This is a genomic window from Paenibacillus sp. FSL F4-0236, from assembly GCF_038000135.1.
Taxonomy (GTDB): domain Bacteria; phylum Bacillota; class Bacilli; order Paenibacillales; family Paenibacillaceae; genus Paenibacillus_AQ.
The window spans coordinates 1,303,365-1,317,408 of the sequence record NZ_JBBOBK010000001.1 but is presented as its reverse complement, the minus strand read 5'-3'; the positions used below and the strand labels follow the sequence as shown (position 1 = coordinate 1,317,408).

Annotated in this window: 9 protein-coding genes; all 9 read right to left on the bottom strand. The window is 44.9% G+C overall.

Annotation, left to right across the window (positions count from 1 at the left end):
• Window position 1: 1 nt before the first annotated feature.
• The 9 genes from NSQ29_RS05995 to NSQ29_RS05955 all read right to left on the bottom strand — a co-directional run bounded on the left by NSQ29_RS05995 (window position 2) and on the right by NSQ29_RS05955 (window position 13,922).
• Complete coding sequence (locus NSQ29_RS05995) at window positions 2-1,654, bottom strand: response regulator (RefSeq protein ID WP_339266128.1); 1,653 nt, start codon at window positions 1,652-1,654, stop codon at window positions 2-4.
• A gap of 157 nt (window positions 1,655-1,811) precedes the next feature.
• A complete protein-coding gene (locus tag NSQ29_RS05990) occupies window positions 1,812-2,276 on the bottom strand; it encodes a GNAT family N-acetyltransferase (RefSeq protein ID WP_231573317.1) in 465 nt (154 codons plus the stop codon).
• Entirely contained in the window at window positions 2,266-3,456 is a 1,191-nt protein-coding gene (gene purT, locus NSQ29_RS05985; protein ID WP_042190070.1) for a formate-dependent phosphoribosylglycinamide formyltransferase, read from the bottom strand. The genes NSQ29_RS05990 and purT overlap by 11 nt, the downstream gene beginning before the upstream one ends.
• Before the next feature lie 149 nt (window positions 3,457-3,605).
• Window positions 3,606-7,292, bottom strand: a complete 3,687-nt coding sequence (locus tag NSQ29_RS05980; protein WP_341124552.1) for a dynamin family protein — start codon at window positions 7,290-7,292, stop codon at window positions 3,606-3,608.
• 404 nt (window positions 7,293-7,696) lie between these two features.
• Window positions 7,697-7,963 (bottom strand): hypothetical protein, encoded by a 267-nt coding sequence (locus tag NSQ29_RS05975; protein WP_042129455.1) that lies wholly within the window; start codon window positions 7,961-7,963, stop codon window positions 7,697-7,699.
• A 25-nt stretch (window positions 7,964-7,988) separates the two neighbouring features.
• Entirely contained in the window at window positions 7,989-8,669 is a 681-nt protein-coding gene (nth, locus tag NSQ29_RS05970; RefSeq protein WP_042190074.1) for an endonuclease III, read from the bottom strand.
• Between the two features lie 219 nt (window positions 8,670-8,888).
• A complete protein-coding gene (locus NSQ29_RS05965; protein WP_341124551.1) occupies window positions 8,889-11,591 on the bottom strand; it encodes an S-layer homology domain-containing protein in 2,703 nt (900 codons plus the stop codon).
• A gap of 117 nt (window positions 11,592-11,708) precedes the next feature.
• On the bottom strand, window positions 11,709-12,368 hold the full coding sequence (locus tag NSQ29_RS05960; RefSeq protein ID WP_042190076.1) for a GerMN domain-containing protein: 660 nt from the start codon (window positions 12,366-12,368) through the stop codon (window positions 11,709-11,711).
• Window positions 12,369-12,482: 114 nt separating this feature from the next.
• A complete protein-coding gene (locus NSQ29_RS05955; RefSeq protein WP_341124550.1) occupies window positions 12,483-13,922 on the bottom strand; it encodes an N-acetylmuramoyl-L-alanine amidase family protein in 1,440 nt (479 codons plus the stop codon).
• Window positions 13,923-14,044 lie beyond the last annotated feature (122 nt).

Below are 14,044 nucleotides of genomic sequence, written 5' to 3'. Positions count from 1 at the left end.
ACTACCCTCCTCTGGAGCTATTTTTATACTCTTTGGGAGACTGACCATATTTTTTACGGAAGCAAAAGCTGAAATAGTTAGGATCAGCAAAGCCAATTTTCTCGGCGATTTCAAAAGCCTTCAGTTCCGTGGAGCGTAAAAGTTCCTTCGCTGCCTCTAATCGGATTTGCAAGAGATAACTAACGAAAGTCATCTTCATTTCCTTCTTAAAAATACTGCTAAAATAACCCGTACTGATATGTAAATGCTGACAGACCTTTCCGATAGAAATATCCGATTCCTCATAATGGCTACGGATGTAATCTTTAGCTTCATCAATGAGCAGCTTATAGCTAGATTGGCGTTCTAAGGCAATAGAGTCCATTAGCCGGCTGCAGATCGTAATAATCCATTGCTTGGCTTCACTCATACTATTGAATTTATTCATCTCAGTTAATGAGGAAATGCCAGATCCAACGAACTTAGCAGCATCACTACCGGACTCTTTGGCTACACGCAGGATGGATGTAATAATCTCCAGCAAAAAAATCTGATAATCCTGAGTAGATACCTGCTCAGCATTCAATCCGCCAAATAACTCCTCCACGACCTCCTTAAGCTCCTGTACGGTTCCCATCTTAATCGTTCGGATTAAGGACTGCTGGGTCAATTCATCATAGGCCAAGAGTGTATTCGAACGTGACTCCACATCCTCGATCCAAATGACTCTGTTATTGCCAAGAATGAGACGATAATCTAACGCTTGCATGGCATCTCCAAAGGAGTTAAATAGCATAGCAGGCGAGTGACAAACCGTTCCAGAACCAGCGGTTACCGTTAGCTTAAGAAACCGCTGCACATTGTGGCGGATTTCTTCTAGAATTTCAAAAGTCTTCCCCGTAATTTCAGTTTCTTCTCCTGCATCACAAATGGAAAGAAGCACTACCTCATCACGATGGATAAACACCCTGCCAAAATTATGCTTATTACATAATTCTTCTGCAATATTCAGCACAGCGAAGAGCTGTAAATTTCTCTCTCCCGTATCTCGCAAAGAAATTTGCTTACCTGCGGTAAGGCTAACCGTTTCCCGCTCTGGACGAATATAATCCACACTAATTACCGAGGCTTGGAACCATTTTCCATGTAGATCTATTCCGTATTCCGAACTTTTCTCGTCTATTTCATTCATTCGTAACTTGCGTGAAACTAGTGAAGATAAAAACTGCTCACGCAGCACAGGCAGACTTTTCCGATAATGCTCACTGAGTACAAAAACATTCTCCTTCTCTGCGATTTCAGCCTCTATAGTGGCTCTGACCTTTAGCAGAACATCAATCAGCTCCTGTGAAGAAAACGGTTTCAAAATATACTCATCGATTTGCAGTTTAATCGCCTTCTGTGCATATTCAAATTCATCATACCCTGTCAGAATAATGATCTTGGTATTAGGATGCCGCTCGCGAATCCATTCCGCCAGCTGCAGCCCGTTCATAAAAGGCATTTGAATATCAGTCACAACTACATCCGGGAGTAAACGATCTATCGCATCCGCTGCCTCTCGTCCATTCTCCGCCTGTTCTACAATTTCGAAGCCATAGTGCTCCCAATCAATCTGACTGATGACCCCTTCCCTTACATCTTCTTCATCTTCAGCAAGAATTAACTTGTACATTTCTCATCCCTCTTTGGACACGATTTATTTAGCTGTCATAAAATTCATTCTATATGATTCAAACTATTCCATCTATGGTTAAGTTATTTAAATAGATTTTGAGCAAAAAAAACCATCCCGCCGTAGCTGGGATGGGGATGATCGGAACCTATAAGTATTATAGCAACGCTTTGTTAAAGCGATAGCCTGCTGTCTTTTCGAAACCTAGATGACGATAAAAAGCATGTGCCGGTGCGCGTTCTACGCGGTTACCACTTCTCAAGAAGAGCTGACAGCAACCTTGCTCACGTGCCCATTCTTCAGCTGCGGCCACAAGTCTTTTACCGAGTCCGTTTCCTCTGAGTTCTTCTGATACGATAAGTGCAGTAATCTCAGTGATACAATCTGTCTGTTTGTAATACGAGATTACCTGTCTAAGACCGACCATTCCCACAACTTCATTGTTTAGTTCTGCAACAAGCGTGCATTGGAGATGGTTATTCTCCATGCTTTCAAGTCTCTCTTTCATCACGCTAAGCGTTGTTGGATAGCCGAATTCACGCAGAAGCGCTGTCACTCTCTCCAGATCATTCAAGCCGCATTTGCGAATTTCCAGTACAGGTGCCATGGTACTACTGTTCATCCTCATTTACCTCCACTTTTAGCATAGACGCTGCCTGCTTGGCTACCGTCCGCGCGATTTCCACATTTTCCGCCGCACTTAACGCTACAGCCATCCGCCGCCCTGGACGGACTTCTGGTTTACCAAACACCCGAACCTGAGTCCTAGGTAGATCCAAAGCTTCACCAATTCCGGTCACAACAAAAGCTCGTCCTTCTCCTTCAGCCTTCAGCGTAGCTGAGGCACCTGGTGTCAGTAATTGTACTGACTGGACTGGAAAACCAAGAATAGCTCTGACATGCACTGCAAATTGAGATAAATCCTGCGTTGCCATCGTTACCATCCCCGTATCATGAGGTCTAGGGGACACTTCACTAAACAATACGCCTCGATCCGTCAAGAAAAGCTCCACTCCAAAAATACCAAAACCTCCGAGCTGATCGGTAACTGCCTTGGCAATAGACTGAGCTTCATCCAGAAGTTCCGCCTTCATAAAGTGAGGCTGCCATGATTCGACATAATCCCCGTCCTTCTGAATATGCCCAATAGGTGGACAAAATATCGTGCCAGACACGGACCGCACCGTTAAAAGTGTAATCTCACTTTCAAAGGTAACGAATGCCTCTACGATAACACGAGTGCCTTTAGCTCTCGCTCCATCCAAAGCAGTGTTCCAGCATTCTTCCGCATCCTCCGGTCTTTTGCAAACACTCTGACCTTTGCCGGAAGAACTCATAATCGGCTTGATGACACAAGGAGTGCCTAGTTCTGCAACGGCTTGATGCAGTTCTTCCAGACTATCTGCAAAACGATAATCCGCTGTTGGCAATCCAAGTTCTTCAGCAGCAAGTCGGCGAATGCCTTCTCTGTCCATGGTCAGACGAGCCGCTCGTGCGGTCGGAACAACGAAGAAACCTTCCTCTTCAAGCTCTTGAAGAGCATGAGTAGCGATTGCTTCAATCTCCGGAACAATAACATCCGGTTTTTCTGAGCGAATAAGCGTTTTAAGCGCCTCTGCATCCAGCATATCAATAACATGTGAACGATGAGCTACACCCATCGCTGGTGCATCGCTATAACGGTCTACAGCTACGGTCTCTACGCCAAGACGTTGAGCTTCGATTATGACTTCCTTACCCAGTTCCCCGCTGCCCAGTAGCAGCAGCTTGCGGCTTTGAGCTGAAAAAGGAGCTCCCCACATTGTCGATTTCAACCTCTTTCGGCAAATTGACTATCTCGTTTCCATAAATTTCTGAAAACAAAACAGTTTCATTGTATATTTTCAGGCTTCTTTATTTTCATCCATCATACGCCAGATTGCAAGTGTTCTTCGACAATTTCCTACAAATTTCAAAGATTTTTGTCTAATCTATCAACGAAAGATTGTTCCAAGAGAGATAATTGGTGACCTAATTGACCCCAATGATCTGCGGATTCACCCCCTTTAAGGAGATCTAACATCGCTTTCTCTTGCTCCGCTAACCCTTCTTGTAGGCGTTCTGCAGCAACCTTTAATTCTCTGGCTATGCAATCGACATAATGCGCAAGCAATTTTTTCTTCTGCTCTGCCGCCGCAACATTAACAGCTTCTTTCACAAGAGGCTCAGCCGCACCTTTGACTTGCTCCCGGCCAGCGCCTTCAAAGAAATAGCGAGGGGATTTGAAATGTCCCCATAAGGTTGGCCATTCCACGGACTGAAGCTGGCATTCCAGCTCACTAGGAGAAGGCCATGCTGCTTCTTCATTCTCCATCAGATGAAACTCTTGAGTAGAGAAAAACAGCTCAGTAGCAGCCGCTTCAGCCGCTTCATGAACAAGTCTACGCCCGGTACTTTCTAGTCGCAGCGTTGTCGCCCATAGCTCTTGCTCCAATTCACGCTTAGTGGTACGCATCAGCTCTGCACCACACGCAGCGAAGATAGCTTTTAAATTTCCTGCGTCCTCACGTAATAATGAGGGGTGGAAAGATTCCTGAAAATTTCTGGTGAAGGAGAAGCTAATTCGTTGACAGACATGATAGATCAGTTCCTCACCTTCATGAACAAGATCTCTGCTAGGACGTTCTTCGGTCTCCAATAGGGAAAGTCTCTTCATAGCTAGCTGACGACGTTCTTGCATTTCTTTTAATCCTGCTTCACGCTCGTTTGCCGCCATAGAAGCGAGATTCTGCCACTCTTCCGCCCTGCGGCGAACAGATGCGATGCTCTCTGCAGCTGCGTTAAGTGAAAGTTGAGGAAGTTCATCTCCCGCAAAGTTTGATAAGGCTTGCTCAAAATGATGGAAACGGGAAGCCTCATAGCGTGCATAATCATGCTGGGTTTTGCCTTCCAGAGCAAGCAAGCTAGAGAGTGCATAAATTCTCGGCGAGCGTAAGCCGCCTGCACGTAAATTTTGAGCAACATGTTCTCGTACCTCTTCCAATTCATCTTCGCCTGAAGCAAGATCAGAAGCGTTGATAATAAAGAACATTTTATCAAGTGCAAAGCTATCTTTAATTCGGCCTAGCTGCGCAAGCAGACCTCGATCTGCTTTTGAAAAGGCGTGGTTGTAATAGGTAACAAAACAAATCGCGTCTGCGTTTTTCATGTAATTAAAGGTTACGCCTGTATGACGAGCATGCAATGAGTCGGCTCCTGGTGTATCCACGAGTACAATTCCGCTTTCGGTCAATGGACAGGCATAATACAAATCAATCCCCTGCACAAAACAGGCTCGGGTCTCCTCCGCTACAAGGCCTCGGTATTCTTCTAAATCAACCGTTCGCACCGTTCCCAGCAAGGGCTCAGCTTCTGCCCAGCCAGCCGCTGCTGCCCTTAGAAATCCAGCATGTGGCAACGCAGAGGGATGAACTCCCCTAGCAGGCAAGCTTGCTAGAACTGTTGTCCATGAGTTTTGCTGTGGTTCTCCTAGTTGCAGCACACTGAAGGAATGGCAGATGTCATCCCAGAAATCTGCCATGGTCTTCATTGTGACAACCGCGCTGGCATGGCGGAAGTCACCTTCCGGCGCCAATATGCGGTTGACCGCAGCCGTGGCGGGATGTGGAGACACGGGCAGCACTTCTTCGCCGAGCAAAGCGTTGGCGAAAGAGGACTTACCCGCGCTGAATGCACCGAACAGCGCGAGGGTAAAGCGGCCGCCGGCGAGATCCTCCGCCCGTGCGGCCAGACTCCGCGCCGCCGATGCCATCGCTGGCTCGCGGCGCAGCAGCTCTGCCGCAGCCGCCAGCGCGTCAGCGGCTGCCGATAGCCGGCGGCGTCCGCCCGCCGGCGAAGCCGTTCCCGCCGCCCAATTTGCGGCGGCGGCACTTCCAGCCGCGACGTTTTGCGGCGGCTGGACCTCCCGCGGTGCGGCGCTCTGCGCAGCCGCTCGCGGGGTTACCCTCACCTCCGGCAGGATGCCGGGGGTGAGGGGCCGGCGCGGCGGCAGCAGCGCCGCGAGCTCGTGCGCGCGGGCAGCTGCCGCGCGGTCCAGCGCGGCTAGCGCGTCAACGGCGCGCGCCTGCCGCGCAAGAGCCAGTTCGCGGCGCTGGAGTACGGCACGCTGCTCCTCCATGAGCGGCGGCAGCTTCGCTAACAGCACATCGCTCACCGCTAACGCGGCACGGCGGAACTGGCTCTTAATATCAGCCGCAAGTGTGCGGCAGAAATTGAGCAGCGCCTCGCCGCTATACCCCGTTCCCGGCTTAACTGCAGCCGCCAGCCACTCCTGGCTCACCGCCGGGAACCCTTGCTTCAGAGTCGTCTCCGCCTCCTCCTCCCACAGCCCGAGATTCTCCGCCCAATCACGTACCAGCTGAATCAAATGCCATTCCAGCTGAGCGGAAACCTCTCGGGTCAACAGTCCTTGCCAGACTGCCAGTCGTTTACTTTGTTCCTTCTCCCGCCGTGCAGCCGTAGAAAATAACCCTAATCGAAACGTAGGGCTAGCACTTTCCATATAGCTTCCCGACGCCTCTCTTACATCTGCAGGCATTAGATTAGCATTATTAAGTAAGGTGTCTAGGCCAGTTCGCAAACTCGCTCGTGACTGCTGAGGCAACGCCTCAAGTCGTTCCTTCTCTTCTTCGAGTGACTTCAGTTCATTCGTCACTGTCTCTGCATTCGTACCTTCTAGTTCTTCAAGGAGAACTGCTCTTTCCTCCTGCTGATCTTCACGGAATGCAGTTAGAGAAGAATCCGCTGTATGATGAATAGAACGAGACAAGCTATATTGAAGCAGCTGTTCCTTTTGTTCCAACAGCTCGGTTATAAGACTGAGTAGATGATCCCAATGATTAAGAGGATGCTCTTTCTTTTTGAGAGAGGTGAATAGAATTCCCGCACAATGAATCCCCCATTGTTCAAAAGCATTTTCAAGTTGACGTTTATATTCCTCAATGGAAATCTCTTGTTCCCTGTGCTTGTCGATCTGATTAACAATCAGATACAAAGGTTTACCCCAGTCACTAAGATTTTTAGCAAAGGCCAAATTATTCTCTGACTGTACATGGTTATAATCCATCACATAAAATACGACATCAGCTAAATGCAGCGCAGAGCGGGTGGCCGCCTGATGACCATCATCCGTCGAATCTACACCAGGTGTATCCAATAGTACGCCATCCTTGCCTAGCAGTGGTATCTCATTCCACACTTCAATTGCGGAATATTCACCACCATTTCGACAGTATTCTTGTAATTTTTCTGGAGTTGTCTCTATAGGAGCAGGATCATGTTTACTTCCTTCAACTCTAGGATAAATAAGTACTCGTGGAACTCCACTGCGAATAGAGACAATATTCGCACTAGTCGGCACAGGTCCAGAAGGCAGCACTGAACTGCCGCAAAGAAGATTGATCATACTGGATTTTCCTGCCGAAAAATGCCCGCAAAAAGCAAGGGTCAGCTCATTCCCACCCTCTTTATGTTGTAAATCTTCATATATACGTTCAGAGCCTTCATCACCCCAGCGATGCATTAATCCACGCAACTGGAAAAGCAGCGATGCCGTTTCACTTAATGTCTCTTTCTCGATTCTAACCTGTTCCGCTCTCACTGACTCTCCACCTCCACTGTTACCATCTAATCATGCTTTGAATATAACCCATTCAAGAATACGAAATCAGACTCATTTTTAAAATATAAGAAAGTAAAAGTTTCACATTATCCTTATATTTCTCGCTTAAACGCTTACCGTCCTTATAACGACGCCGAAGACGTTTATGCTTATTCAATGTTTATACAGGTGTAATTTCTGTGATGTCACGCAGAACCTTTTTTATAAATAATAATTACAGTTTATCACCAGTTTGACACAAATTAAATACACACTACTTACAAAATAACCTATCATCTCTTACGAAATGAGGTTATTCAAACATCTTTCTGCTTTTTCGCTAGAAAAGTAAGAAGCAAAAAAGGAGCCAACCCTAGGGCCGACTCCTTTTATCACTTCTAAATTTATGCAGTTTCCGAAACAGGCAACAGAATTTCGAATACTTTTCCGTGTTGCAGAATAGTCAAACCACGAGATTTATCTCTCATTACAACAACCTCAGGTTTCACTGACATACGCTCAAAATAGTGTTCAGGAACGTCACCGGAATGACTGATCGTGATACCTTCTACTTCTTGCTCTTCGTTCTCTTCGAGTGGGCTTTCCACTACGCGATCAAAAATATCCGAGAACACTTCAAAATTATCTGTGTATACAGAAATGCATTTCATCTCTATCCCATCCTCTTCTTCAACTCTAACTTTTTGGCGTATGATCTTTAGCTTTCCTGACAACAGCTGTTTTCATACGTTTTTTGCCCTCTCGACATACATCAAGGAGCGGGCAAACTTGACATTTTGGGTTCTGTGCCTTGCAGTGATATCGTCCGAAAAAGATAAGCCGGTGATGAGTGATCGTCCATTCGTCACGTGGCACAGCCTTCATCAGCTTCTTTTCCACTTCCAGCACAGAATCTTTCCAGCCTGCTAATGCAAGTCGTTTAGCAACCCTCTCCACATGCGTGTCCACTGCAATGGCAGGAACTCCAAAAGCATTGGATACTACTACATTTGCAGTTTTACGACCTACACCGGGTAAAGTTACAAGCAAGTCATGAGCCTCAGGCACCTCGCCACCATACTGTTCTATGAGTATAGAGCATAGGCTTTGGATATGCTTAGCTTTGTTACGATATAGGCCGATGCGCCGGATATCCCCCTCCAACTCCTCCAGCGGTACAGAAATATAATCGATGGGGGCTTTGTACTTTTGGAACAGGTCCACGGTCACTTTGTTCACCGTCGCATCCGTACATTGGGCTGATAACAGTACCGCTATCGTTAATTCAAAAGCGTTACTATGATTTAGCTCGCAATGAGCATCAGGGAACAAGTCTCCAATCGTATCCAAAATGTGGCGGACCTCTGCAACTTTCATAGTGTCCCCTCCACGGAGTGATTACGCTCATTAAAACTCACATGAGCGTGTCCTCTCTAATGTAAAGAAATATAAGCAAAGTCTGTATTATAACGTATGGTTTCATACATTTCAAGAAAATACAACTCTTATACTTTCTTATATTTCAAAAAAAACGTCTTGACGCAGGCAAAGCTCCTGTGTCAAGACGGTGATTCACTCAGAAATCCACCATTGCTACTATTGTTTCACAATTTCAACCACGATATCATTATTGAAATACATTATAATATTATCATTTTCTTTCAGAGATTGCACGGACAATGTCGTATCTCCTTGATGAATATATACATTTGAAGCAAGAGTGAACTGATACTTATCGTTCAGATTAGCTCTCTTAGTCACCAATGAGTTCGTCGTACTGTCATAACGAGAGAATGAACGAGTTAACTGTGGTAACACACGAATGACTGTCGCTCCATCTGTGTCTTTACGAATCTCCACTCTGTCCGCTGTTGTTACATTACTAAGAGCAGTTGTTGTGGCGCCATCACGTATGATTCTAACCCCACCGCTTACAGTAAAGTTTTGTGCTGCACCAGCATACTCTTTAACCACCAAACTATTCGCTGCAGCATCGACTGAATTAATCTGACCCGTTGTAAGCTTAACTGTCTGAATAGCGAGGGGAGTGCTTCCATCAAAAGTCACATTAAGAAAATCTCCCGATTTCACAGCTGTCAGCTTAATGCTCTCGCCAGCTTCATTTGTTATTGGAAGTACAGCAGTATTGATCTCACTTGTTCCACCGCTCCATTTAACACTCAAACGATTGGTTCCGGCATTAACAGTTGCTGCTTCAACTTGTAAAGCTGTCTTCACTTTCAGTACTGCAATAATGTCCTGGCCAGTTGTCAGTGAGGCTGTCACATTACTACCAACAGGAACATCACTTAAAGTTGGACTATTCTTACCAAAGAGATCAATTAATTGTGGATAAGGCATCGTTAAAGTTTGCCCATCATTAAGCTTCAATACAATAGTTCTCGAGGAAGTATTAACAGCCGTCAAGGTTCCTTCATACTTTGTGACAATTTCCAACGACAAAGCCCGTTGTCCTATAGCTTTTACATTTACTTTACGGTTCTCAATAAGCTTCGTACCGATATTAGTTAAGTTAGGAAGTGCACCTTCAATTAACAGTTTTGTTTTTTCATCCAACTGAACGACATGCGCTTTTTTATTGGTATCCATAACTGTCAACAGCTGAGTTTTAGTATTATAATCAATAACCGTCGCTCCACTATACTGCTCAATTTGACGGCTTAACACTTCAATCTTTATGACTTGATCACTGCTGTTCAGCGTAAGCTGAATTTTGTCTCCACCTACTGTGTCAGCTATAAGATCATCGGCCACAGCGCTATTCATGTTCGGAATAACAATTGATGGTTTTGTTGCCAGCAGTTTGACTTCTCGAGTGCCATCTTCTTTTTTATAAACAACAGTTGAACTGGTCAGTTCTGTAAGTACACCTTGAACTGTCCGTTCAACACCTTCTGTCACTTCTACAGACCGTATCACATTTTCTTTAACCGTATATTTAACAGCAGAACCTGTCTTCAATTCTGCAGGCTGCAACACGGATGCTTGATAAGTGAATAATGAAGTTCCATCTTCCCATTTAAAGGTTTCCACCGTACCAGCAGCATTTTTAAACGTAATGCTTTTCCCAGTTAGATCTATACTTTGAATGGTTCCTGTTGTCGTTTTGTTAACTACCCCTGAAGTCACTTGAACATTGACCACTCTGTGTGATCCACTGTAAGTCTCACGTTGCAAAGTAACTACACTGTCTGCTACCAGCGAAGCAGGTTCAATTGGAGTCCCACTTGCGTCTACAAAGGTAGTCGTTTCATCGTAGTAATATTCAGTGAACCCAGTAGCTGATTTCAGCCATAGCTTATTACCAGGTGCTACCATTGCGAAGCTTCCGGAAAGACTCTCCACTTGTTGTGTAGGGTCAGTCACTTCCACATAAGCTGCGTTATATGTCGCTCCAATTACAGTAACCTTTGTGTAAGGTTGGATATCACTTAGATTTATTCTACTTTCAGAAGCGCTTGTGTAATAAGCGGTGCTCGCTCCCAGGGTATATGTAGAAGACTTGCCGTTATTAAACACGGTCAGTTTCCCGTCTTTCAATTGACTAATTGTTCCTGTGTAAGTGTTATCATACTCAAGTGAATTATGGTCTTCTGCCCGACTGAAAAAAGTCGCCAATTGAGCACGGGTCACAGCCCCTTGTGGATCAAAGCGATTACCGTCAAGACCATTGGCTAGTTTCAGATCAACAGCAACGTTGATGTACCCTCTTTTGTTTGCAGACACTTTAGCATCATCCGCAAAGCCTGTCGGCGCACTAGCTGCTACGGCTGCATCTGCACTTTTTCCTAGTGCACGAATTAACAGTTCAGCAATCCATTCGCGGGAGGCTTTACGTTCACCCCATGAAGTTTTCAAATTATCAGGAGACATTTCCGTAGTTTTGTCCAAAAGACCTTGCTGGAAAGCTAGAACAACATAATCTTTGTAATAATTTGAAACCTTAAAATCAGTAGGCAAGGCCACAGCTGAAGAAGTATCCACTTTATCCTGCAACTTCATAAAACGTAATGCCATAAGCACTGCTTCCTGCTGAGTTACAGAATCTCCCGGGCGAAATAAACCATTATTTCCAACCACAATTCCTTGTGATGCTAATTTATAAATATGCTTTTCAGCCCAGAAGCCTGTCTTCACATCGCTAAAAATGCCTACAGATTGTGTAGTGGTTGTTGCTGCTGTCGTAGCAGCTGTGTCTGCAAACACTGTGCTTGCGCCACTAAAAATCATGGTTCCAGCCATAACAGCCGATACTGCTTTCGTAGAATAAGCCTTCAATGGTCGTTTTGACCTTTTTTGCGCGGACAATAGATTATTCCCCTCTCTATGACTCAAATAAATAGTATAATTTAAAATTCGTCAGTTAGATGCTTTTATCCTTTGTTGTAATAACAATTAGCTATTATCTCTAGTCATAGGATGCATTAGGTCAACATGACCCATCAAGCTTTCAACCTTTTCACCATCCACCAAAACTTCGATGCTTTTTACTTCTTCAAATTGAAAATAGGTTTTGGCAAGTGATGAAATCGCTAAGGACTCCCCACCAGCACCCAGCTGTGCTTCATCAGGTTTATGAAGATCCATCACAATTTGACCATCAACAAACTTTAACGATTTCAGTTCAATTTTGCCCCATAATGATACAAGGTCAGTATTCTCGTTGCTTTGCAATGCTTTGAACGTCTCTGTATATTTCTGGGCATCGTCAGAGAAGCTAATGCTAGTCTTAGCAGGAATCAGATCCATAACTTGTGAGTCCGTATAATATGCATCGATACTCTGGCTCTGTTTTTGCTTCTCATCTGCTACTGGCTTTGCAGTTGCCTGAGTTTCTGTGTTGCTATTATCTGCTGTCGGTTGCGGAGTGCTAGTCACTTCATTTCCTGGTTCATCGCTTGGAGCCGGTGTACTTTCCCCCGCACCACTTACAACATTTGAAGTCTCTTGCTCCACACCATTTGCTGGAGCCGCAGTAGGCTTGTCTCCACAGCCAGCAATCACTAGCAGAAGCAGTGTAGCGATCCCAATTGTACTCCATTTTTGTTTCATCATTAATAAACGCCTCCTCTAGATGAATACGGGCAGACAGGTACCGCAAAACCACTTCTTGCCTTTTAAAATAAAAGCAGAAAGCTGACTTTGCGGCGCTCGTCTGCCACTGGTCTGTTATTTTATACCCAAATATTCCTTAATCCCACTCACTATTGAAGCCGCAACTTTGTTTTGAAGTGCATCTGTAAAGAGCAATGCTTCATCTTTTTTGTTGCTAAGGTATCCCACTTCAAGTAATACTGCAGGCATTTTCGTTTCACGGATAACATGGAAATTCCCATAACGTACACCGCGATCGCTAAGCCCTGTAGCTTGAACAAGATATTTATGCATCACGTTCGCCAATGCTTTACTGGCTTCCCGTTGATAATACGTTTCTGTTCCACTAGCTGATGAGGAACCTGAGCTATTGGCGTGTACAGATATGAAGATATCAGCTTTTAAATTATTCGCCATAGCTGCTCTTTCTTTAAGCTCCAAGAAAGTATCATTACTTCGTGTTAACACGACGTCAATATTACTTTCTTTTTTCAGCAATTCAGCTGTCTTAAGTACGATGGCCAAATTAAAATTCTTCTCGTATTTACCTGTAACACCCACTGCTCCAGAATCTTTAGCCCCATGCCCTGCATCTAATACTACTAGCTTTCTGCCATTATTTCCTGGTTGTGTAGTAGTATCATCAGTGCTTTCCGCATTTAGATCGATTACAACCAGCTTAGAATCGTCTCCAGTTACGCTAACGTTGTAATTCTTTGCATAGTTCAAATCGATTACAAAACGTACTGTATAAGGATTCGTGCTATAAAGGGAGTAACGTACTCCTGATACATCGGGATAATCTTTCACTTCCAAGCTACCGTTTAGGTCAGGATCAAGGATCTGTCCTGTGCCAAATAGGTCTGAGAAGGTGGCATTAGGTAAATCAACAACTAACCGATCCGGCCCAGTCATCACTGTCACTTTCGGTACTGAATTACCCTCCATGGCTATGCTCAAACGATTTTCGCTAAAGCTCACACCATTTACCATCGTTAAATTCTTAGAAGGATCTACCGGCGGTACAACCTCAGATCCACCATTTTCAGTATTTCCACCTGAACTGCCGTTATCATTTGAGGATCCTGGGGTAATAAGATATACACTCTTCTTCACGTTGTCCCACGAGACATTCAATCCAAACTGTTCACTTATGAATCGAATCGGTACAAGTGTCGTATTACTACGAAGGATTGGTGCCGTGGTAAGCGTTAGTGTCTTGTCATCAACTGAGGCTGTCTTTTGATTCACAACCAGTTTGATGACCTTTCCTTGCTGTTCAATCGTAACCGTCTTGCTCTTCTGATCCCATCCCACGTTATATCCAAGGCTTTCAGAGATCAACCTTAACGGCACCATGATTGTATCATTCACATTCTCAACCGGGACATTTTGCCCTGCGGTCAGCTCCTTACCGTCCAGAAAAATCTTGCTATTCCCGGCAGCAGCATGTCCGTTCTCAGGCAAAACAAAAACTAAGAGCAACAAAAACAACATCAAACTGAATTTCTTCATTCTTCACCTCTAAATCTAGTATTCGCCTGTGAATGGCGATCGTGATGGCCTGTCTACGTCAACCTCAGACCTCTATTAGACGCTAATAATCTATAAAGGTTGCGAATATATTCCATAAAAAT